Annotated in this window: 18 protein-coding genes and 8 pseudogenes; 15 read left to right on the forward strand and 11 right to left on the reverse strand. The window is 60.7% G+C overall.

Annotated features, from left to right (window positions below; all coding sequences use genetic code 11):
- Positions 1–5 precede the first annotated feature (5 nt).
- Together VVT58_RS21620 and VVT58_RS21625 are read right to left on the reverse strand one after the other, a co-directional pair.
- Positions 6–1,019, reverse strand: coding sequence for an IS4 family transposase (locus VVT58_RS21620; RefSeq protein ID WP_052757582.1), 1,014 nt, complete (start codon positions 1,017–1,019; stop codon positions 6–8).
- Between the two features lie 220 nt (positions 1,020–1,239).
- Positions 1,240–1,380 (reverse strand): annotated as a pseudogene (locus VVT58_RS21625) (transposase DNA-binding-containing protein); the annotation flags it as partial.
- 131 nt (positions 1,381–1,511) lie between these two features.
- Here VVT58_RS21625 and VVT58_RS21630 point away from each other — a divergent pair.
- The 9 genes and pseudogenes from VVT58_RS21630 to VVT58_RS21670 all read left to right on the forward strand — a co-directional run.
- Positions 1,512–1,730, forward strand: a pseudogene (locus VVT58_RS21630) (hypothetical protein); the annotation flags it as partial.
- A 213-nt stretch (positions 1,731–1,943) separates the two neighbouring features.
- Positions 1,944–3,140: an HlyD family secretion protein gene (locus VVT58_RS21635; protein WP_061938787.1), complete on the forward strand. Its 1,197-nt coding sequence runs from the start codon at positions 1,944–1,946 to the stop codon at positions 3,138–3,140.
- Positions 3,140–4,666: a DHA2 family efflux MFS transporter permease subunit gene (locus tag VVT58_RS21640; protein WP_046766330.1), complete on the forward strand. Its 1,527-nt coding sequence runs from the start codon at positions 3,140–3,142 to the stop codon at positions 4,664–4,666. The genes VVT58_RS21635 and VVT58_RS21640 overlap by 1 nt, the downstream gene beginning before the upstream one ends.
- Positions 4,666–6,093 (forward strand): efflux transporter outer membrane subunit, encoded by a 1,428-nt coding sequence (locus VVT58_RS21645; RefSeq protein WP_046766331.1) that lies wholly within the window; start codon positions 4,666–4,668, stop codon positions 6,091–6,093. The genes VVT58_RS21640 and VVT58_RS21645 overlap by 1 nt, the downstream gene beginning before the upstream one ends.
- 196 nt (positions 6,094–6,289) lie before the next feature.
- Positions 6,290–7,285: an IS481 family transposase gene (locus VVT58_RS21650; protein WP_037520950.1), complete on the forward strand. Its 996-nt coding sequence runs from the start codon at positions 6,290–6,292 to the stop codon at positions 7,283–7,285.
- 63 nt (positions 7,286–7,348) lie between these two features.
- Positions 7,349–7,726 (forward strand): annotated as a pseudogene (locus VVT58_RS21655) (transposase); the annotation flags it as partial.
- Between the two features lie 51 nt (positions 7,727–7,777).
- Positions 7,778–8,011, forward strand: a pseudogene (locus tag VVT58_RS21660) (transposase); the annotation flags it as partial.
- Between the two features lie 225 nt (positions 8,012–8,236).
- Positions 8,237–8,377, forward strand: coding sequence for a hypothetical protein (locus VVT58_RS21665; RefSeq protein WP_157035906.1), 141 nt, complete (start codon positions 8,237–8,239; stop codon positions 8,375–8,377).
- A gap of 84 nt (positions 8,378–8,461) precedes the next feature.
- A complete protein-coding gene (locus VVT58_RS21670; protein ID WP_046766339.1) occupies positions 8,462–8,791 on the forward strand; it encodes a transposase in 330 nt (109 codons plus the stop codon).
- A 128-nt stretch (positions 8,792–8,919) separates the two neighbouring features.
- Here VVT58_RS21670 and VVT58_RS21675 read toward each other — a convergent pair whose 3' ends face one another.
- The 3 genes from VVT58_RS21675 to VVT58_RS21685 are packed head-to-tail and all read right to left on the reverse strand — an operon-like array spanning position 8,920 to position 12,079.
- A complete protein-coding gene (locus VVT58_RS21675; RefSeq protein WP_061940012.1) occupies positions 8,920–9,930 on the reverse strand; it encodes a tyrosine-type recombinase/integrase in 1,011 nt (336 codons plus the stop codon).
- Complete coding sequence (locus VVT58_RS21680) at positions 9,927–10,841, reverse strand: tyrosine-type recombinase/integrase (protein ID WP_061940011.1); 915 nt, start codon at positions 10,839–10,841, stop codon at positions 9,927–9,929. Before VVT58_RS21680 ends, VVT58_RS21675 begins: the two co-directional genes overlap by 4 nt.
- Entirely contained in the window at positions 10,835–12,079 is a 1,245-nt protein-coding gene (locus VVT58_RS21685) for a tyrosine-type recombinase/integrase (protein ID WP_327754307.1), read from the reverse strand. Before VVT58_RS21685 ends, VVT58_RS21680 begins: the two co-directional genes overlap by 7 nt.
- A 182-nt stretch (positions 12,080–12,261) precedes the next feature.
- Between VVT58_RS21685 and tnpB the strand changes: the two are divergent.
- The 3 pseudogenes from tnpB to VVT58_RS21700 form a co-directional block, all read left to right on the forward strand.
- Positions 12,262–12,453: pseudogene (gene tnpB, locus VVT58_RS21690) on the forward strand (IS66 family insertion sequence element accessory protein TnpB); the annotation flags it as partial.
- A gap of 181 nt (positions 12,454–12,634) precedes the next feature.
- Positions 12,635–12,853: pseudogene (locus VVT58_RS21695) on the forward strand (transposase domain-containing protein); the annotation flags it as partial.
- A 31-nt stretch (positions 12,854–12,884) separates the two neighbouring features.
- A pseudogene (locus tag VVT58_RS21700) lies at positions 12,885–13,058 on the forward strand (IS701 family transposase); the annotation flags it as partial.
- A 251-nt stretch (positions 13,059–13,309) separates the two neighbouring features.
- Here the strand turns inward: VVT58_RS21700 and istB are convergent.
- From istB to VVT58_RS21725, 5 genes are all read right to left on the reverse strand, one after another.
- Positions 13,310–14,119: an IS21-like element helper ATPase IstB gene (gene istB, locus VVT58_RS21705; protein WP_024018982.1), complete on the reverse strand. Its 810-nt coding sequence runs from the start codon at positions 14,117–14,119 to the stop codon at positions 13,310–13,312.
- Complete coding sequence (istA, locus tag VVT58_RS21710) at positions 14,119–15,582, reverse strand: IS21 family transposase (RefSeq protein WP_162833671.1); 1,464 nt, start codon at positions 15,580–15,582, stop codon at positions 14,119–14,121. The genes istB and istA overlap by 1 nt, the downstream gene beginning before the upstream one ends.
- Positions 15,583–15,785: 203 nt before the next feature.
- Positions 15,786–15,938 carry a hypothetical protein gene (locus VVT58_RS21715; protein WP_161942147.1) on the reverse strand — a complete coding sequence of 51 codons (153 nt, stop codon included), beginning with the start codon at positions 15,936–15,938 and terminating at the stop codon, positions 15,786–15,788.
- Positions 15,939–16,147: 209 nt separating this feature from the next.
- Positions 16,148–16,726, reverse strand: a complete 579-nt coding sequence (locus VVT58_RS21720) for a DUF4142 domain-containing protein (protein WP_024018980.1) — start codon at positions 16,724–16,726, stop codon at positions 16,148–16,150.
- Positions 16,727–17,234: 508 nt separating this feature from the next.
- Entirely contained in the window at positions 17,235–18,071 is an 837-nt protein-coding gene (locus VVT58_RS21725) for an IS5 family transposase (RefSeq protein WP_024018979.1), read from the reverse strand.
- A gap of 769 nt (positions 18,072–18,840) precedes the next feature.
- On the opposite strand from VVT58_RS21725, the pseudogene VVT58_RS21730 reads away from it, so the two are divergent.
- Positions 18,841–19,206, forward strand: a pseudogene (locus VVT58_RS21730) (transposase); the annotation flags it as partial.
- Here the strand turns inward: VVT58_RS21730 and VVT58_RS21735 are convergent.
- Positions 19,183–20,112: a DMT family transporter gene (locus tag VVT58_RS21735; RefSeq protein ID WP_024018977.1), complete on the reverse strand. Its 930-nt coding sequence runs from the start codon at positions 20,110–20,112 to the stop codon at positions 19,183–19,185. The pseudogene VVT58_RS21730 and the gene VVT58_RS21735 sit on opposite strands and share 24 nt — an antisense overlap.
- Positions 20,113–20,249: 137 nt before the next feature.
- On the opposite strand from VVT58_RS21735, the gene VVT58_RS21740 reads away from it, so the two are divergent.
- Together VVT58_RS21740 and VVT58_RS21745 are read left to right on the forward strand one after the other, a co-directional pair.
- Positions 20,250–21,629 carry an aromatic ring-hydroxylating dioxygenase subunit alpha gene (locus VVT58_RS21740; RefSeq protein ID WP_008827665.1) on the forward strand — a complete coding sequence of 460 codons (1,380 nt, stop codon included), beginning with the start codon at positions 20,250–20,252 and terminating at the stop codon, positions 21,627–21,629.
- Between the two features lie 25 nt (positions 21,630–21,654).
- Positions 21,655–22,179 (forward strand): aromatic-ring-hydroxylating dioxygenase subunit beta, encoded by a 525-nt coding sequence (locus VVT58_RS21745; protein ID WP_008827666.1) that lies wholly within the window; start codon positions 21,655–21,657, stop codon positions 22,177–22,179.
- The last annotated feature ends 15 nt before the right edge of the window (positions 22,180–22,194 follow it).

The raw sequence follows: 22,194 nt of genomic DNA on the forward strand, positions 1-22,194 counted from the left end.
CCGCGTCAACGCCACCTTCTGTCGGCGCTTACACTCCAGATGACAATGTTGCCGGGAGGTGGATCATGGGCTCGCGCAAGATAGCCTCCGAGTCGAGCGATTTGGGTCAGATAATCGGCGAGGGTTCTGCTTGCGGATCCGTTCTTCCGGTACGCCGCAAGACGGTCGATCAGCGTGATTTCACCATCGGTCAGGACCAGCCGAGGCGATGCATCAGGAGCGGTGCGGTTGATCATGGTCATCCAGAACAGACGCCAGGACAGAATGCAGAATATGGCGATCAGGTTGGCGAGGCGTTCGGCGGTCCGCAACCGTGCATCCTCGGCTCGGCAGCCGGATTTGAGTATCTTGTGGAAAAGTTCAATCTTCCAACGCTGGGCGTACCAGTCGAGCTTTTCGATGGCTTCGTCCGGCGTTGTTACCGGTAGATCGGTGATGAGCCGCCAGTCGATCGGGGGTCGACCCTCCGGTGTTCCACACTCACGGGCGTGCAAGATGGTCAGGCTGAGGGAGGGATAGCGCTTTTGCTTTCCAATCGGCGGCAAAACCTGGATGCGCCGATAGCGTAGCTCAATGTCGGCATGATCATCCTTGCCAACGCTGACCCGATGCACGCCCTTCACGGTGGTTTCGCTCATTTCATCGGCTATTGTATGGCCACCGTCACCGGCCAGACGGTCGACACAGGTGCGCACCAGGAAATGCGTGCCGAGCGCCTGTGTTTCGCAGAAAAACTCGTAAATGTCGTTCTCCCGGTCGCCAATGTGAACCAGTCGCCCCGGGTCGCCCAGCAGCGCCGTCGACTGGCGCATATTTTCGAGCCAGCGGTAGCTCTCCTTCTCCTCGATCGGCACCCGAGTGGGGTTGATCCGCCGCTTCAACGCGTTGGTGCCCTTGAACTTGGTACGGGTCCAGAATTTCGCCGCTGTCAGGCCCAGTGGCAATCCCTCGGTTGTGACCGCCAGGCTGGAGTGCATGAGCAGGCCGCAGACCATATGAAGCCGAAGCCGACCATTCATCGCGCCGGCTCGGTGAAAGACCGATGGCACCAATCCGCTCGGGATTGCGCCGTTGATAGGAAAATTCGGTGGTGTCCTGCAAAACGAGGATGAACCCGTCAAGGGCAGCCACACGCGCCTGAGTTGCCTGAAAATGCCCGGCGAGAATCTCACCCTCGTTGACCGCGCCGTTCGACAAAAAGCGGTACGCCGCCTTGGTATTGGCCCAGTCCTGACAAGCCATCGGAATCGGCGCGCCGATCGCACCTGCCATCTGCTCAAGCATCGTGCGAAGCCGTTCGCCCAGCCGCTTATCACGAAAGGCGCCGGGATCAACTTCTCCATCAGCCCATCCGGCCGCATCGAAAACAGAATTTCCCACCTTGCACCCCCGCTCCAGCGAAATGGTGCTTGGGGATGAATCATGGGCCGCTCCCTTCAGGCAATAGCCATGAGTCGAGCGGAATCAGTCGTGCGGCGAGATGTGGGTAATTGGAAGCTCCAGCCCACGCTTACGATGTAGGAGCGGACCGTAACGAAAATCGTCTTGGTAAAGTGGCGGAAGCTGGTGGAAAGACGATTGTCAACTCGATCATACCTTTTCGTGGCTTGGTGAGGGAAATAACAGGCGCAGCCCCAGCACTACGTCGCCTCAATACCGCAATCGATGCGGGGTTTGCGCGGCGGGGCTTTTTACGGGGAGCCGCCATATCCCGAGGCTGTCGTCTCTGATGAGCTCACGCTAACAAGCTCAGCATTTAAAGGTGGGGTTCATGTGACTTCCTCGATCATTAAAGATTGGGGGGTGGAACAACGCGAACCCAACACTCGCCGCTCTGTCGGGCTGCCGGAGTTAAGCTCCATACGAAAATCAATCAGAACAGGTGGAATAATATCCGAAGCCCACTATGATACGGCGCGGTTTACATATCATAGGGTTGTAGAGTGGCTGACGAGCGGGCTGAAGAAAACGGCAGTGACCCTAAGCAGGATGCGCAATCGGAGACCCAGGCTGAGAAGAAGCCCTCGCTTCTCGAGCGCTACCCGATAGTCCGCTACGTCCTCATCGCCGCGCTTGCCGCCGGCATCATCGCGGCCATCGTCTGGTATATGAATTACCGCGCAAGCGGCCAGTACCTCCAATCGACCAACAACGCCTATGTGCGCGCGGACTTTGTGACCGTTTCACCGAAGGTCGGCGGCTACGTCGAGCGTGTCCTCGTCGCCGACAACCAGCATGTCCGCCGCGGCCAGCTGCTTGCCATCCTCGATCCTCGTGACTACCGCGCCAATGTCGATCAGGCGCAAGCTCAGATCGCCGCAGCCGGCGCCAACATCACGACCGCACGCCGGACGCTTGACGAGCAACGGGCCACTGTCGCTCAGGCCGCCGCCCAGGTTGCGAGCGCCGAGGCTGCCGCGGCAGCGGCAGAGAACGAGGTAAGACGCTACGAGCCCCTCGCTCGGACAGGGGCGGAATCGCGTGAGCGTCTGGCAAACCTTGTCCTTCAGCGTGATCGAACCGCCGCCGATCTGCGCGCGCAGCGCGCCGCCTACCTCGCCGCCCGTCGCAGTATCGCGACACAAGCGGCTCGCATCGGCCAGGCGGAGGCGCAGCGCGGCACCGCGCAGGCGCAGCTTGCGCGCGCCTCGACGGATCTCGGTGCCGTCGAGATCCGCAGCAGCATCGACGGCGTTGTCGCCGACAAGGCGGTGCGGGCCGGGCAATATGTCCAGCCGGCGACCCGGCTGATGTCGGTGGTGCCGGTCTATCAGCTCTACATCGAGGCGAATTTCAAGGAGACGCAGGTCGCTCTGATGCGCGTCGGGCAGCCAGTGACCATCAAGGTTGATGCACTGGACGGCGCCGAACTGCGAGGCCGGGTCGCCAGCTTCTCTCCAGGGACAGGCGCGCAGTTCTCGCTCATCCCGCCCGAGAACGCGACCGGGAACTTCACGAAGATCGTCCAGCGGGTGCCCGTGCGCATCAGCATTGAGGCGGGTCCGGAAGCGCGCCGGGTGCTGCGGCCCGGCCTGTCAGTCGAGGTCACGGTCGACACGATCGGCGCAAAGGGAAGCCGGGAACGGATCGAGCAGGAAACCGAGCGGCTGAAGCGCGGTGAGATGCAGGGCGCGCGCTGATGGCCGCCGAACGCGCAGGCCTGCGCGACTGGCTCGCCGTCGCGGCGGGAACAATCGGGTCATTCATGGCGCTGCTCGATATCTCGATCGTCAATGCGGCCTTGCCCACCATCCAGGGCGAGATCGGCGCGAGCGGAACTGAGGGCACCTGGGTCGCGACCTCCTATCTCGTGGCGGAAATCGTCATGATCCCGCTCAGCCCCTTCCTCGTGCGCCTGTTTGGCCTGCGCAACTTCCTTCTGGGTGCAGCGGTCAGCTTCACCGGCTTCTCGATAGTGTGCGGTATTTCAACGACACTGCCGATGATGATCGCCGGGCGCGTTGGCCAAGGCTTTACCGGCGGTGCCTTGATTCCGACCGCAATGACCATCATCGCAACCCGGCTACCGCCATCACAGCAGCCGATCGGCACCGCTGCCTTCGGCGGCACGGCCATCCTTGGCCCGGTGCTTGGACCGATCATCGGTGGGTGGCTGACCGATAACTACAGCTGGCACTATGCTTTTTTCCTCAACGTGCCGGTCTGCGTCGGGCTCGTCCTCCTCCTTCTGCTAGGGCTAAAGCATGAGCATCTTCGGCTCGACCAGTTGCGCCATGCTGACTGGCTCGGAATCGCAGGGCTCGCAATTGGCCTAGGTGCGCTCACCGTGATGCTTGAGGAAGGGCAGAGCGAGATGTGGTTCGAGTCCGCCATGATCGTGAAGCTCGCTCTAGCGACGTTGCTGGGCTTCACACTCATCGCCATCGGGCAAGTCCGGTCTTCGCAACCCGTTCTCAAATTAACGCTGATTTTCAGCCGGTCATTTGGAAGTGTTTTCATTCTAAGCCTTGTCATCGGCGTTGTCCTTTACGGCGTCACCTTTTTAATCCCGCAGTTTCTCTCAGTAATGGCAAATTACAGTGCTCTACAATCGGGACAGGTCGTCTTCGTCTCAGGTATTCCCGCGATCATGCTAATGCCGTTTCTTCCTCTCGCATTCAAATATCTGGATGTCCGTGTGGCAGTGATCTTCGGCATGACGCTGATAGGTATCAGTTGCGCCATGGACTGGCACCTAACGGCGCAGTCAGCGGGTGGCGATCTGACGGCTTCGCAGATTATTCGCGGCGCCGGTCAGATTTTCGCTATGATGTTCCTAAACCAAGCCGCGATCAGCGCCGTGGCGCCCGAGGATGCCAGCGATGCTTCCGCACTGTTCAATGCCGGGCGCAACCTCGGCGGATCGATCGGCCTTGCCATGATGGCCACCCTTCAGGACCGTCAGACCTTCCTCCATTTCAATCGCTTGAGCGAAACGGTGTCGGCCAACGCGGCGACCACACAGGAATGGTTCACGAGGGTTATGGCCATGCCGTCCGGCGAAGCCGGCGCCTATCGGCAGCTCGCAGGTCAACTCCTCAAACAGTCTACCGTCATGGCCTATAACGACCTGTTCTTCGCGCTCGGCGTCGCGATCGCGATCACCACGCCGCTGGCGCTGTTCCTCCGCCCGATCTCCTCCGACACGCAGATGGCGATGCACTGATGAAGCGACTTGGCTGGACCATTCTCCCCGCCCTTTTGACCGGATGCGTCGTCGGACCCGACTATGGAGGCCCGCCGAGCGTCGCGAGCGGCGAGCGCGCCGGATCGACATTTCGCCGCGCGGATCAGGCAGTCACGGTACCGCAGCCCCTTGTCGCACGCTGGTGGGAAGGCATGGGCGACGCGCAACTCACGATGCTGATCGACCGCGCGCTTGCCTCTAATCCGGACGTGGTGATCGCCGAGGCGCGCATCCGCAAGGCGCGCGCCAGCTTGCGCGAACAGCGCACAAACCAGCTTCCCACCGTCTCGGCGTCGGGGACTGCGATCGTTGCCGATCTTCCCGCCGGCTCGCTCGCGCTGCCGACGCAAGGCGAGCAATCCGATCGTATCAGGGCCGAATTCTACAACGCCGGCCTGGACGCGTCTTGGGAGATCGATCTGGTCGGCGGGCGACGCCGTGCCGCCGAAGGTGCCGAAGCCCAGGCTCAGGCAGCCGAAGCCAGCAGGGCCGATGCGCAGGTTCGTCTCTCGGCGGAGGTCGCCCAGAATTATGTGACCCTGCGGGAACTTCAGCAGCGCCTGATCCTGGCCCGTCGCTCCGCGGAGCTTCAGCAGCGATCACTCGCCCTGCTTCAACAGCGTGAGCAACGCGGTGCATCGTCGCGCGACGAGGTGGTTCGGCTCCAGACTGAGCTGACCCGCACGGAGGCCGGGCTGTTGCCGCTTGAAGGGCAGATCGCAACCACGCTCGACCAGCTTGCCCTGCTCACCGGCGACGAACCCGGTGCACACGACGCCGCGCTGTCTACCCCCGCGCCGATCCCGATGATCCCCGGGACTGTCGCGATTGGCGATCCGGCCGCCATGCTGCGACGCCGGCCGGACATTCGCGCAGCCGAGCGGCAGCTGGCGGCATCGAACGCAAAGATCGGAGTCAACGTCGCCCGGCAGTTCCCATCCGTCAGCATCATGGGTATCATCGGCCTCGGTGGCCCCAATATTGCCGATGTGATCGATCCTGACAGCATCGCGGGCCTTCTTCTGCCGCGGATCAGCTGGAGCTTCCTCGACTTCGGCCGTAATCGTGCTCGGGTCGAGCAGGCCCGGGCCGACCGCGACGAGGCGGAAGCGCAATATCGCAAGGCAGTCCTCGGCGCGCTGTCGGATGCGGAAACCAGCCTGACCCGCTTCGGTAATCAGCGCCGTAATCTGTTTTCGAGTATCGCAAGCCGGAACGGCGCCAGGCAGTCAGCGACCTATGCCGGGCAGCGATACGCGCAGGGAGCGATACCGATGACCACGTCAATCGATGCCGAACGGGCGGCGCTGGCTGCCGATCAGTCGGTGCTGGAGGCGACTGGCGAACTTGATCGTGCATTTGTCGCCCTGCAAAAGGCGTTGGGACTTGGATGGAGCCAGCGGTGACCGTTGTGCAACCATGCCGGGGAGGGGCGCTGACCGAGTGACGGCGCGCTTCTTCCTCCTCCTGTTGGGTATCTGCGTGATGACGCAATCAGGGGAGGACTAGCTGTCTGGTTGCGACACATCATTGGGATATGGTAAAGAATGCCATCGCGGATCACGCGTGGCGCTTTGCCGTCCTTGCTGATGAGGTTTCGTGATGGTGCAGATACATCCCCAGGCTCGAACCACGCCTGCTGTAAGGGCGGAAATTGCCCGTTCGACCGAGCCTGCCAGTGTCGTGGCGAAACGCTATGGCATCAGCGATGAGACGGTCCGCAAATGGCGCAAGCGAGGAGAGCAGGCGATCCTGGATCGCCCAAGTCGGCCCCATCGTCTGGCTTGGCGTATGAATGAGGAAGAACGCGCGATCATCTGTGCTGTACGCAGGGCGACAGGCTTTGCCCTGGATGACCTGACCTTCGTGCTCCGGCACTTCCTGCCACACCTCAATCGCGACAGCATCTACAGGGTACTCAAGGCCGAAGGGCTCAATCGACGACCGCCCAAGCCCACGGCGCAGCCGCGTAAAGGACAGGGGCGCTTCCAGGACTATGACCTGGGCTTTGTCCATATCGACGTCAAACATCTGCCCAAGCTGCGCACCGCGGACGGCGAAACTCGCAAGCGTTTCCTTTATGTCGCCATCGATCGCTGCTCACGCTTCGTCCATCTGGCCGTCTACGATGCTGAAAATGCTGCCAACGCCGTCGCCTTCCTCAAGGCCGCCAGAAGGGCTTTCCCCTTCCGCATCACCCATGTGCTGACAGACCGGGGATCCTGTTTTACCGCCGACGATTTCGAACGCGCCTGCGCGAAGATCAAGGTCGTTCACCGCACGACGCGACCCTATACGCCGCAAACCAATGGCATGGTCGAACGCTTCAACGGCCGCATCGCCAGCGAAGTGATGGGCATCAACGTCGCCGGCCATGCTGATCTCGAAATCCTGCTGACCGGCTTCAACCGTGCCTACAATCGGCGACGACAGCGCGTGCTCCACGGCAGTTCGCCATGCCAGAAGGTAGAGGAGCGGATCGGCCTTATGCCCGCGCTCGCCAATCCTCTTTACAAGCCGACGGCACCGGACGATCTTATGACTAAAGTCGACGACGTACTATATTACGCCAATGATGTGTCGCAACCAGACAACTAGCATTACAGTTGCATATTGATTGAAATTCTGAATCAATAGGTCTCCATGGTAGGGAGGCCGTGGATGACGGGCGCATCGATTGAAACGACACTGGAGCTTTGGGCATCGTCGCTGCGGGACGTGAAGGCTCGCATGCGCGTGCTATTCACCCAGGAACGCGTTGCGGCATCGGCCAATCTTTTCCTGGATGGTTTGTTGGGTGAGAAACGGCGCAAAACAGGATGGATGCGTGCAGAGGCGGCCGGAGATCCTGAGCCCTGGCGACAGCGGGCCATTCTGGGTCGCGGACGCTGGGACGCGGATGCGCTGCGTGACATCGTGCGTGACTATGTCGTGGAAAACCTTGCCACAGCTGACGCGGTCCTGGTCATCAATGAGACCGGCTTTCTCAAGCAGGGCAAGTCCTCCTGCGGTGTCGCTCGTCAATACACGGTGAGTAGCCCCTAGATTTCTGGACGCCTTCTATCCTAATTTTGAGGACAGGAGACGACGATGGGGAAGCCCAATTTCAGCGATGAGTTCAAGCGTGATGCGGTGGCCCAGATCACCGAGCGCGGGTATCCGGTAGCGGAGGTTTCCGAGCGGCTCGGCGTCAGCCAGCATTCGCTGTACGCATGGAAGCGGCAACTGGCGAAGGTGGTGTCTGGCGATGCCGGCAAGGATGCCGAGATCCGTCAGTTGAAGCGCGAGTTGGCCCGGGTGACCGAGGAGCGCGATATACTAAAAAACGATCGCGGGTTTGGCCCGCCTGTTCGCGGTAGAAACGGGCCGTGGTATGATGGCAGGCGGAGGGTCGCGGCCGTTAGCTTATTGGTGGTGTGATACCCCGTTAAAAAACGTGGCCCGTGGGCATTTGCGTACTTGAGAGTGGTGGCGCCGTCCTCGGCGACCCCGGTTAGGAAGATGACGGTTTGCATCGCCCATACCCTCCAGTTGTGATGGAGGAATGGAGTGAACAAATCAAAATCGGGCGGCATTGACGCTCTACCCATGCTGTCGCCTGGCGCGGCAGCCATTGATATCGGTTCGACCATGCACATGGCGGCGGTCAATCCCGATGTCGATGATCGCCCGGTCGTATCGCTCCGGTGAGGGCCGCCTTGCGGTGATCGGCTGATATTTCGAGATGGTACCGGTGCAAGCGCCGGTGTTTGCACCGATACTAAGGACGGTGCGATGAGTCAGATCACGGTAATTTCGGGGCCGGAGCGGCGACGTGTATGGACCGACCAGCAGAAGCGCACACTCGTCGCGGCGGTTTCGGCGCCCGGTGCTAACGTGGCGGAGATTGCCCGCCGTGCCGATCTGCGGCCGAACCAGATCTACAGATGGCGGCGGCAGATGGGGCAGGCAGCCCAAGGCTTTGCAGAAGTGCAGGTGCAGCCCGATCCGATGCCAGTGACCGGATCGGCGATCACTGTGGAGTTCGAGCGGGCGATCGTGCGGATAACTGCTGGCGCCTCGCCGGGGCTGGTGTCGGCAGTACTGCGGTCGGTCAAGCCGTGATCCCAGTCCCCTCCGGCGTTCGGATATGGATTGCAACGGGGCACACGGACATGCGGCGTTATGCGGCGCGTGGGATTATGTGGAGTCCTGGGCGGCCAGGCACGGGCCGCCCACGAACCGGGAGGATATCACTCAGCATAATTTGGATGGTGGGCCTCCTTCAGCATGGCGATGAGTTTGTCCGGCGGCGTGAACCTCCCTGGCTGGAGGGTGGGCCCGCCCGCGGCTGCCAAGGCTTCGAGCTTTTCGGTTGGATCGGCACGCAAGTAGACCTCGGTGCTTTGCAGACTGGCATGGCCCAGCCACAACGCCACCTTTCGAACATCGCGCGTGGCTTGCAGCATGTGCTGAGCACAGCTGTGCCTCAGGACATGGGGCGTCACGCGCTTTGCTGCGATAGACGGAAAAGATTGAGCGGCTGTGGCCACATGCTTCCCGAGGATATATTCGAATCCAGATCTGGTCATGGCGAGGCCGGCGGCGTTCAGAAATAACGCCCCATCTTGACGTTGTTGACGGACGGCGAGCCAAGCCTTGAGCGAGATTACGCCTTCCTTCCACAATGGAAGCACGCGCTCCCGCCGCCCTTTGCCCATGACGTGGATGGTAGCCGGACTTTGGAGATCGAGTTGATCGAGACGTAGTCCCACCAGCTCAGAGACGCGCAGGCCTGCAGAGAAGGCGAGATGGAGCATCGCACGGTCTCGAGCGCCGGAAATGGTTCTGTGATCGGGTGCATTGATGAGCGCCTGAATCTCAGCTCGCGTAAGCGAAGTGACGAGAGCTTCGTCGGTCTTCTTAATTGGAATCGCGCGGATGCGAAGTGACTGGTCGAGACACGCTGGCACACGATATTCAAGGAAACGGAAGAAAGACTTGATCGCCGCCAATCGCGCATTGCGAGATCGCGCCTTGTTACCTCGATCCTGTTCGATATGTTCGAGAAAGGAAAGGATCATCGGCACACCAATATCTTCGACTTCCAATTGCGACGGCGCCTTCTGCAGCTGCCGCGCCGCAAAGGTGACGAGCAATTGAAAGCTATAGGCGTAGGCGTCACAGGTGTGCGGGCTGGCACGCTGATCGCGAGGAAGGTGCTCCCCGAGGAACCGGGACAGAGGGGGTGCGAGCGCGGTCATGCTGCACCTGTCCGGCCGAAGGTCTCACCAACATCGGCAATCTGCGCCATCAGGCCTGGGGTGGCCTGAAGATACCAATAGGTGTCGCTGACGTGAGCGTGGCCGAGATATGTGCTGAGGGCGAGGACATGGTGCGATACGGCGTCGCCATTGCATGGGCATTGTTCCAGCGATCTCACGGCGAAGCTGTGCCTCAGATCATGGATGCGCGGCCCCGGCTGACCTGGGGCGCCCCTCAATCCAATATTGCGCGAAAGTTGCCGGAACAACGCGCTGACCGTGTCATAGCGAGGCGGAGTTCCAGTGTTGGAGACAAACAGAGCTGGGGTGCCCCCAGCGATCGTCAAACGGACTGAGAGGTAGCGATCGATGGCAGCTCGGGTCGTGCTGTGGATCGGAATAAGCCGGCTTTTCTTGAACTTGGTGTTAGCGACGATCAGCCCGTCTTCGGTGACATCGCCTAGTCGTAAAGCCAGGGCTTCGGATATCCGCATACCGGTCGCGGCGAGCAAGCCAAACAATGTGAAGTAGGTGAGCGGGCGAAGCGTGCCGCTCGGACCGAGCGAAGCGGCGGCGGCCATCAGCCTCTCGATCTCTCCGGCAGAATAGATGTAGGGCTGCGTTCGCCGAAAAAGCCCACGACCCAGCGCGTCGGCCGCGGGCACCTCGTGGTCGGGGTCTTCGGCGTGCATTGCGATCGCGAACCGGCGAACCGTAAGGAGGCGGTTGCGTCGCTGTTCGGGGGAAGGTGCCTCGACCGCCCAGGCGATCGCCCGATCGCTTTTGATCAGGGCATCGCCGTGGCGTTCCGCGTAGGCGACGAACATGCGCAGCAGACTCCGCTGCGTCCGGAATCTGAATCCCAGCGCCTCATGAAGCGCGACATAGCGCGCGAGATCGACACTTAACATGCTACTTCCCCCGGCCAAGGCTGTGCGATCCGCTCCAGCATGTTGAGATCGACCTTGGCGTATAGGTTCGTGGTCTCCAGAGACTTGTGGCGCAGGACGGCGCCAACCGACTGGAGCGTCGCACCGCTGCGGAGCATGTGCGTCGCTGCCGAATGGCGCAGCAGGTTCGCACCACGCGATGGCGGATCGTCAATACCGGCTCGCTTCACAGCAAGGGCCACGATGTGAGAAATCGACGGAGAAGCGTAGAAAGGTCGAAACGGCGCGACCGCCCTCAGGAAAATGCGGTCGTCATCGACTTCAGGGCGAGCGCCATCGAGATAATCAAACACGGCATCGCCAGCATCCTGAGGCAAGGGAAGAAGAGTCTCGCAGCGCCCCTTGCCCTTCACCCGCAAGGTTCCAGAATCCCAATCGATGTCCCCAAGGCGCATCTCCCAAATGTCGCCCGCGCGCAGTCCGAGGCGCGCCAGGAGGAGCAGAATCGCACGATCGCGAATGCCCCGTCTGGTTCGCAGGTCACAGGAAGCGACGATCCGGTCGACCTGATCAGGCGACAGATAGCGTGGCAATGATGAGAGTCGCCATTGTGGAATGCGCGGTACTGCGTGTTCAAGGCCAGGACGACACAGGTCAGCGGCGGCCAGAAAACGCAAGTATCCGCGCAGAGCGGTGATCATCGTCTTGGTGTACGCTACAGAGCAGCGCTGGGCCTCATTTAGAATAACCATTCTGATATCCGCTGGGTTGTATGCATGTGGGTCTGATCCCAGCGAAGGGAGCAGTCGCATTATCATCCTTCCGTGCCGCACGGCCGTTCGGTCGCGAATGCCTCGATGGCGCATGAGCCACTCCTGGAAATCACGAACCAAGGGATCGACGGGGCTGGCAATCGCTTCAGCCAGCGGCGCGACGACACCGCGTCCGGCGAGAAACACGACAAAACGATGAACGCGGCTCAGATAGCTGGTCGAGTGCGGCACGGCGCGTCGATAACCCCCGCAACGACAACGGTGCTTGGCGAACCGGCCAAGAGCGTCGTCTCCCACTTCACTGAGCTCGACGTTCTCGATTGCAAGCCAAGCGGCAAAATGACGAGCGCAATCGATGTAACATCGGATGGTCAGCGGCGTGTGCCTCAGCGAACCGAGCTCGTCAGCGAACGCAGCGACCCACGGCGTCAACTCACCGGCATCCATGATCCTTGGTGCCGTGGTCGGTCTCTCATTGATGTTCATGACTTCTCTCCCGTGCGCCGGATCGGCGCTTGGGAAGTCTAGATTATGCTGAGTTCCTGCCCGCACAGATCTCTCATCAGCATGTATTTATTAAGTAAAATTAGCCTGGCCGCCCAGGACTCCACATAATCCCACGCGCCGCATAACGCCGCTTATGTGCTGCAGCACATAAGCGTCGCGGCATGCGCAGCCTGGCCCTGCAGGTGCAGCAGAGCTTCGGATGTGATCCCTTCGCCGGGGATCTCTACATTTTCAGGGGACGCCGCGGCGACCTCTGCAAGATCATCTGGCATGATGGTGTCGGCATGTCGCTTTATGCCAAGCGTCTCGAGCGCGGGAAGTACATCTGGCCTTCGGCCGTGGACGGGGTGATTGCCATCTCCCCTTCGCAGATGGCCTGCATGTTGGAGGCTATCGACTGGCGTAACCCCAGGCGGATTGATGGCGTTGAGCTTACAGCATTCGATGAGCGTAGCGATCACCGCCCAGTTGTCGCCGCCCTCATCGGAGCCGGCGAAAAGGGCATTCTTACGGTTATGCATACATTTCCATAACCGTAAAAACTGGTTATTCGCCGGTTCAAAGGCAGGCGGTGATCGCGCTGCCGCCATCTACTCCGTCATCGAGACCGCCAAGCTCAATGGCCTCGATCCGCAAGCCTATATCGCGGATGTCATCGCCAGGATCGCAGGCAACTGGCCCGCTGCCCGCTGGGATGAACTCATCCCATGTAACTGGCGGCCAGATCAGCAGCAGATCGCCAACGCCGCCTGAGCCGCGGTCTTCTCGCCACGCTCACAAGGAGATCGCCCATACTCCTGCTCCCGATGCATGGCAGCGCCTCTCCGCGGGCGAAGGCACCAAAGGCGCACGGCTTCATGACTGGGCCTATTGCGAACTCGCCGATCTCGACGCCGACGAATATGATGAGACCAAATCGGGTCTTTGGACCCGCGGCCTGCTGATCCGCCACACTGTAGGGCGACATTTACGGAGGCCGGTTGGCGTCAATTATGATGGCCGGTAAGCGGCCGCACCGAGTGGTGGGATTTGGGTATCACGCGAGCCTTGTAGTGGCAACGGGCCTTGGGCAACCGGATGTTGGTAATTGTCGCTGGCGCCGGTGGTGAAGGCAGCTGTGGCATTGCGGGAGTAATTGACGGTGGCGACAATTACCTGGTGTCGCAATGCCTTATGCGGAATGCTCCCTGGACGCGAGGTTGGCGACAATTACGATGGCCGGTCCGATGCCGGGCCGGTTGGGTGATTATTGGCTGGTTCGATGCGACTGATGGCGGAGCGTTTTCGGTAGCTCTCGCCGTTCATCTCGATGATGGTTGAGTGGTGAACGAGGCGGTCGATGGCGGCGACACTCATGGCGGGATCTGGAAAAACGTTGTCCCAAGCGGAAAATGGCTGGTTGGCGGTGATCGCGATCGAATGGCGCTCGTAGCGATGGGCGATGAGCTCGAACAGGGCGCTGGTCTCGACCTGATCCTTGCGGACATAGGACAGATCGTCGAGCACGATGAGGTCGTACTTGTCGAGTTTGTCGAGCATGGAGGGCAGACTGAGATCGCGGCGCGCAGCCTGAAGTTTCTGGACCATATCGGTGGTGGAGCAGAACAGGACCCGGCGCCCAGTATCGATAAGCGTATGGCTGATCGCCGAGATGGCGTGCGTCTTGCCGGTGCCCGACTGTCCGAAGAACAACAGGTTGCCCCCATTGTCGATCCAACCATCGCCTGTTGCGAGCGAGAGCAGATGGGGTTTGCGCACACCAGGGGCAGCGTCGAAATCGAAGGTGGCGAAGGTCTTGCCTGCTGACAGGCCGGACTGGTCCCGATGCCGCTGGATACGCCGCGTGGTGCGTTCGGCCATCTCGATCTCGAGAAGCGAGGCGAGCAGTTGAACAGCAGGCCATCCATCCCGATCGGCGGTATCGGTAAGCCGCTTCCAGTTGCGGTTGATGCTGGGCAGGCGCAGGGCCTTGAGCATGGTGGGCAGCACGGCTGCGGCTTGATCCTTGGTCCGGGTCATCAGCGCAACTCCATGCTGGTAAGCAGGCTGTTATATCCGCGCGGATCCGGTGGTGGGATCGTCACCTCGTGCCTGGCTCGAAGGGTCGGAAGAAACTCCTGCCTGAGCGCGGTGACATCGGGGAGACGACCAGCATCGAGTGCCGCGTCGATGCGCAGAGCCAGCGCGTCGACACAATCTCCTCTTGCCGCGATATCGAGCAGGGCGACGGTGTCACGGCAGGCTTGGTGGGCATCAAGCTGGTCGTCGAAGGCTTGCCATGCCCGCCTGTAGGCGTGGGCGGGGAACAGGGCGTCGCGGTATACCAGGTTCCGCAATGCCCCGGGCTTGCGCCTCAGGTTGGCGATCATGTGGCGAAAATCGATCTGGTGGCCTCTTTGGGGATGCGGCATACGGACCCGTGGGGTGGTCATCACCTTGTCGGGGCCGAGGAATAGATCGATGCGGTCATCGAAGAGATGGGCGTGCAGCCGACGACCGACCAGGCGGGAGGGGACCGAATAGATGACCCTGTCGATAGGAACGGTGCCGTTACGGCTGACATCAACCGCGATCATGGCAAAGTCTGTGGTGCGGTGTGCTGGCAGGCGTCCCAGCAGGCGGCGTTCCTCGTCGACGAGCCTGGCCTTGCGGCGGTTCTGCTTGGCGACTTCGGCTTCTACAAAATCGCGCCAGGCGCCGAGGCTGTCGAAGTCCCGGCTGCCCCGGCGACGCAGGGCTTGGTCGAGGCGTCGCTTGAGATGGCCATGAGGGCCTTCGATCGAGCCGTTCTCGTGGGCCTCGCCGCGGTTGTTGCGGGTCGCGATCATGCCGTAATGACGGCAAAGGTCGTCGTAGCTGCGGGTGAAATCCCGCTGCGCATCGGCGTCGAGGTTCTTGTAGGCAGCGGACAGGGAATCGCTGCGGTGCTCGACCGGGACGCCGCCCAGCTTCCACAGCGCATCCTGCAGATGCTCGGACAGGGCGGCAAAGCTCTCGCCCCCCAGTACGACAGCGGCATGCTCCCAGCCACTGCAGGCCAGGCGGAAATGATAGAGCCGGTGGGCGAAAGGCTCGCCGGTGATGGTGACCTTCAGGTCGTCGCAGACCGTGAAATCCGATAGGCCCTGCCGCCCGCTCTCGTGGCGCTGCGGGAAGAATATCTCCTTCTCCTCGCCATGCAGCGCCCGCCAGCGGGCAATCCGACGTTCGAGCGTGCGCCTGATCCTGTCGGGAACGGCCTCTTCGCCAAACTCGTCCTGTAGCGTCTCGAAGATGGTGACGGCGAGAATGCCGTCGATCTTGAGCAACTCCTCGATACGGGGCCAGAAAGGCTCAAGAGGATCGGCGCGGGTGCGCCAATGGCGTCCCTGCTTCTTCTGGGAAGGCAAGCGCGGATCGTTCTCGATCCGGCGTGCGCTACGCTCGCTAATACCGGCCTTGGCGGCCGCAACGGACTGGGTGTGATGGCGACGTTCAACCATGAAAAGAAATACCTGCTGATCGGAAAGGTGGTGGCCCGGCATCGCAACCCATCGCTTCAATGTTCGATGAGTGTTCCGATACCACCGCTCGCCGCAGCCCGATCCGCACTCCCGCCCAGGGGAGAAAAGATCGCCATCGGTTGTCTGGCCTGCTCTCCGGTCGGGGCTCCGCCCCTCCCTGCGATCAGGCCAGACAACCGATCCTACCGGCCATCATAGTTGCCGCTGAACCGGCCATCGTAAATGTCGCCGCGCAGCCACACCATCAGCGATGGTGACCTTGCGGGCGTGTCGGGGAGCGCAATCGTCGGCAGAAGCTCTCCTCGCTCACCGAAGAGGGACGTGCTCTCGCGCAAGCGCTTTTCGAAGATCTCAGGCCCAACCTGGCGAATGCTTACTGGGGCAGCAAACGTATCGGCCGTTACGGCTGCTGACAGTGATGGAGCATCTCTGCTGGCCGGATCAGGCGAGCAATGCCGCCGGCTACAACCGCAGCATCAATGGCAGTAAACAGGTGCCGGACCAGGTCTGGGGGGCTGCGTCGACCTGGCCCGGCGGGTATCACCTATCCTGCAAGCCCGGTGGGGGTCAGCGACTTGCCGGTGGCGAGCTCGTTCTCCAGCACCGGGACCGCGGTACCGGCGACCTGCTGCAGCGCCGGGTCGGTTCCGTCCTGTGCGTAACCCTTATGCACCGCCCAGGTATCCTGCTGAACCTGCGCCGACTGGGTGAGATAGAGGTTGTCGAAAGCGCTCTTCGGCGCCTTCTGGAGCAGCTTGAGGAGGGCAGCGCGGTCGGCGGAAAGGGTCGAGGACGGCGCCTTGATCGTGCGCTGATCGTTCTTCAACGCCGCCAGCAGCGCTTTGTGGCTACTTTGCGTCTCTGCCAGAACGCGCTTCGCATAGGCCTTGACGTCATCACGCTGCGCGCGCGTCGCGGCGAGCTGCGACGCCTTGATCTGGTAAAGATTGGCGTCGGCCGCGGCGAGCACGTAGTTGGGTCCACTCTGGCTTGCGATCGGCGAGACGCCGATGTCGGCGCTGGTCATCGTTCCCGAAGTCGCCGGCGAAACAGCCTGAGCCAACACCGGAACTGGCGCCAGGGTAAGCAGCGCGGCAAATATCGCAATCTTCATCGAAATCATCCGTTGGTTTTGTTAGACATTGACCAAGATCAACGGCTCAAACGATAAGGAAACGGAACGGTTCCCTTTTTGGGTCTAATCTGGGTAAATCGGCCCGGCGCGTGACGGCGGGGGGCAGACCTTTGTCGGCGATCGGCCGCCTGATCCGCAGCGCCAGCAGCTCAGCGACATGACGCGCACCCAGCTCGGACATGGTCGCATTCTTTTCGCCATACCCGTTATCGCTGACTATCCTCGACCATGACAAGCTTCTCTCAAAGATCGCTCGTGCGGTCGATAATAAGCGGGTAGGTAATTTAGTTGTTCGCGCGCATATCACTGATGTCCGACCGGGCCAGTTGAGTGCGTCAGGTCAAGGCGTTTACCTGCTGGTATGGGGCGGGTAGACAGCGACAATCGAACTCGCGACAGACTAATTGCCGCGCGAACCTTGCACTGTGAGGATTTGACATCCAAGGCAGCGGTACCACGGTGAGCGTCGGGATTAAGAGCCGGATTCGGAAGTTTCTCAATTCTGACAAAGCCTTGCGGTTCTGCGCGTGAGCATGCGGATTGAGGCGACGAGGGCCCAAGCGGTGGACGAGGCTATGGATCGCTCCCAGTCTTTTGCGAGCCGACGACAGCGCCCGAGCCAGGCAAAAGTCCGTTCGACCACCCATCTGCGGGGCAGCACCTGAAAGCCTTTCGCCTTGTCCGATCGCTTGATGATTTCGATCGTCCATTTGCCCATGCCAACCAAGGCGGATCGTAGCTTATCGCCTGCGTAACCGCCATCGGCAAAGATGTGTCGCAGCCAGGGAAACCGTTTGCGAATGGCTGCCAGCACATCGACGGCCCCATCTCGGTCCTGAATATCGGCGGCATGTACGAGGATGAAGATGAGGAAGCCGCAGGTGTCCGTCAGGATATGTCGCTTCCGGCCTTTCACCTTTTTGCCCGCGTCATAGCCCGAGATTCCGCCACTTTCGGTGGTCTTGACCGATTGGCTGTCGATCACTCCGGCGCTGGGCGAAGCTTCACGCCCTTCGATTTCCCGCAGGTTCATGACCAGCACCGTGTTGATCGCGTCGAACAGACCGGCATCGCGCCAGGCATAGAAATAGCGCCGCACCGTCGATACCGGAGGAAAGCACTTCGGCAGAAGCCGCCACGCCCACCCGCTTGCCGCGATGTACAGCATCGCGTTCAGAACCTCGCGCATGTCGGTAGTCCGGCGTCGGCCACCTCGCCTCGCCGGTGGAACGAAAGGTGCTGCCAGCACCCACTCCGTGTCCGTCATATCCGATGGATATCGCAAACCTTCCCGACTATGCTCACGCCGGGCAATACCAGTCCATGCCACCATCCACTCCTTCTTGTCGCAAAGAGGCGTGAATCACAACATGCTGGTATTGCTCAACAACTTTCGGATCGGGCTCTGAAATATGCTTTGATATCAGCATAGCCAATTGCGGTCCTCTCGATGCAATTAGCGGCGGCGGTTCTTATCGCGTGCCTCCGGCGCCGGAGGCACGCAGCCGATTTCATTGTCCATCGATCCCCCGTCTTGATCAGATCTGCGACGAGCTGGCGCGACGCCTCCCCAATCGTTCCTACCATTCGCGCGCTCTCGCCCCGATCGCGCGCGGTCTTCATGGCCCCGTCGCCAATCGCCTGAGCAGGCGCAAGGCGGGGACCCGGCGGCACTCGACCCTTGGCTATCTCAGCCCCATAGATTTCGAACGGGAAGCTGGCGTAGCCTGGTTGAACCTATCTCGGTGTCCGCCAAACCGGCAGCCCGCTCGGTAGCAGTAGTCGTCACCGGCGAAGCGTCGAGCGATCCCGCTGAGACGGGAGCCGCGGGCGTGGTGAAGCTCCTCGATCAGCTCGCCGGATACGCCAGGGTAATAGACGCGCCTGCTCCGCGACGCGTCCGCTCATCGCGCGGTTCGCGCGTGTACTTCTCTGTAATGACTTCAACGCCGCCGACGCCGCCATGAAGGCGCGGCTTGGAAGCGACGTGCCAACGCCTTCAGTTTTAGTCCCAAGGAGATCGTCCGGTTCATCAAATCTCGGCCTAATTCCAGCCACGCGCTGGACGAGGCGAATGGGCGCGCTGTCTGGCCGCAAGCCCTGGCCGGACACTCGCCTTGCTGGTCCATAGCGCTGAGGTGCAGGATCGCGATGGCGCTGTGCCGCTGCTCAAGCAATCGCGCCAGCGCCACCCTTGCGTTGAACATATCTTCGCCGACAGCGCCTACAACAGCGATCGCGTCCGCAACGCTACCGCCATGACCGTCGAAATCGTCCGGAAATTCGCCGATCAGACCGGCTTCGTCGTCCATCCAAGGCGATGGGTCGTCGAGCGGAACTTCGCATGGAGCAATCGAAACCGACGCCTCGCCAAGGACTTTGAGCGAACCATAAATTCCGCGACTGCTCTGCTATACGCCGCAGCAGCCAGGGCCTCATTGACCTTATGTCTTGACCCGACGCGATAAGAGGATTGATGCAACCACCAACAGCGAACCGATTAGGTGGTATTTTGCGAACCGTTCTCCAAGCAGAGGTACGGCCATCAGGACCCCGAGCACCGATGGCAGGTTCATGTAGACCCCCGCGCGGCCCGAGCCGACCAAGGCGACCGCGCGATTGAACAGCGCGTAGGACAGCAGCGAAGGAAATATCCCGATATAGAGCAGCGATGCGAGCGCAGCAGGTGAAGCCACGGTCAGGCCAGCCCACCAGAGGTGCCAGGCATAGGGCACACTCAAAGCCGCGATCCCGACCCCGAACAGGACAGCCAGCAAACTGAGGTGGTGCATCGCCGGTGCGCGGCGCAGGAAGGTGGCATAGGCGGAATAGAGAAAAACCGCAATGATGGCGAGCAGATCGCCTCGGTTCAGCGCATCCCAGCGCAGATAGTCGGGATGCCCCTTGGTCATGATCCACGCGATTCCGGTGATCGAAAGGAGTGCGCAAACGAGGAGGATCGGGCGCACCCTCTCCCGAAACAGCACAACTGGCATGAGCAGGGTCATCACCGGCATGGTCGATTGCAACAGAAGATTGTTGGTCGCGGTGGTGAACTGCAGGCTTTGATAGACGAGAAAAGAAAACAGCCCCACCCCTACAGCCCCGAGGAGCCCAAGGAACCGCCAGCCGCCAACAATGGCGGGCAGGTCGTCGCGGAGGTGCCGCCAAGCGAAAGGGAGCACGAAGACCAGCGCCACCACCCACCGCCAGAACGCCAGAGTCACAGGTGAGAGCAAGTCCTTGGCCGCCCGCCCGACGATCGGATTCAGGGCCCAAAAGAACGAGGCCAGACACAGCAATAGGGCTGGTGATTGCCAGAGCCTGGACCCAAGACCAAGGATGCTGGACGTGTTGCTATCGGCATCTTGCAACCTAACATTCTCCCCACAAACGCCCCTTGAGAATCGTCCTTGCGCCAACGGTAGGTTTTGCATATGGTGCATCGCGTTGCATGTATAGCACGAATCGACTATGCGGCACTCGTAACAAAAAGCATGGGAGCGATGCGATGAATGGATCGTCGGCACTCGTCGATAACGCCGGTGCGAGCCAGTCTCGCCGGGTGTTCTGGGATCAAGATGTCTATCAGCTGGAGCTGGAGCGAATATTCTCGCGATGCTGGCTCATGCTCGGGCATGATTCGCTAGTTCCCAAACCGGGCGACTTCATTACGACGTACATGGCAGAAGACCGTGTCATCTTGTCGCGGCAGCCGGACGGTTCGCTGAAGGCGTTCATCAATTCCTGCACGCACCGCGGCAACCAGATCTGTCATGCTGACAGCGGCAGCGCCAAGGCGTTCGTGTGCAATTATCATGGTTGGGTTTTCGGTCAGGATGGTTCGCTCGTCGATGTTCCGATGGAAGAGCGGTGCTATCACAGCGATCTCGACAAATCCAAGCTAGGGCTCGCGCCGATCCGGGTCGAAACTTACAAGGGCTTCATCTTCGGCTGCCATGATCCCGAAGCGCCATCGCTTGAGGACTATCTGGGGGACTTCTGCTGGTACCTCGATACGATCTGGGACGGTCCGGACGGTGGTCTGGAACTGGTCGGGCCGCCGTTGAAAAGCACCCTCGCCTGCAATTGGAAAGTCCCGACCGAGAACTTCGTCGGCGATGGGTATCACGTGGGCTGGACGCATGCCGCCGCTCTCCAGATGATCGGGGGCGAGCTGGCTGGCCTGTCGGGCAATCGCGCCGACATGCCGTTTGACGACCTTGGTCTGCAATTCACCATGCGGCATGGCCACGGGTTTGGCCTGATCGATAATGCGGCGACTGCGATCCACGTCAAGCGCGACGGGTACGTCAAATATCTCGAGCAGACGCGGGGCGGAATTCGCGAAAAATTCGGGCCGGAGCGCGAACGGCTCTATGTCGGTCACTGGAATACGTCGATCTTCCCCAACTGTTCGTTCCTCTACGGAACCAACACCTTCAAGATCTGGCATCCGCGCGGGCCGCATGAAATCGAGGTCTGGACCTATACCATGGTGCCGAAGAATGCCGACACCGAAACTAAGCGGTCGATCCAGCGCGAAGCGATCCGTTCATTTGGTACGGCGGGAACGCTCGAAAGCGACGATGGCGAAAACATGTCGTCGGCCACCTACAACAACAACGGTATCATCACCCGAAAGGGGCGGATGAATTCGAGCATGGGCAAGGACCGCGAAGGGCCGCACCCCGTCTATCCAGGAATTGTCGGGGTCAGCTTCATCGGCGAAACCTCGTATCGAGGCTTTTATCGTTTCTGGCAAGAAATTCTCGATGCGCCAGATTGGGCCGCCATCCGGGCCAATGACGATACCTGGGATGCAATGTGGACCAACCGTAATTTCTGGCCTGAACGTCTGTCGGCGAAGCAAGCCGAGCCGCAAGACTGATCCCGACAGCAATCTGGACCGCAAGATGACCGAAACACGCAAGCCCGTAGGCATGGAACTGCATCATGCCATCGTCAGTCACTATTCCGCCGAGGTGCGGATGTTGCAAAACCAGCAATATCGCCAATGGTTCGATACTGTAATCGCCGAAGATATCCATTACTGGATGCCAGTTTACGAACAGCGGTTTGCACGTGACCGCCGCCCGGATCCAACCCCGGGGGATGCCGCAATCTACAACGATGACTATGCCGAGCTGCAGCAGCGGGTCGACCGGTTGCTGACGGGCCAGGTATGGATGGAAGATCCGCCATCACGAATCCGCTATTTCGTTACCAATGTCGAAGCATTCGAAATTGCACCGTTTGAATTCGAGGTGTTCTCCAATGTTCTGGTGCACCGCAATCGCCGACAGAGCGAAGTTTACGTGCACACGCTGGGACGCGAAGACAAGCTGCGGAAAACAGACAGCGGCTTCAAGGTATTCAGCAGGAAGCTGAATATCGACGCGCGCGTCGTGCAGGACAAGAATCTCTATTTCTTCGCATAAGCAAATTCGATCAAA

Source organism: Sphingobium sp. SJ10-10, from assembly GCF_036038995.2.
GTDB lineage: Bacteria > Pseudomonadota > Alphaproteobacteria > Sphingomonadales > Sphingomonadaceae > Sphingobium.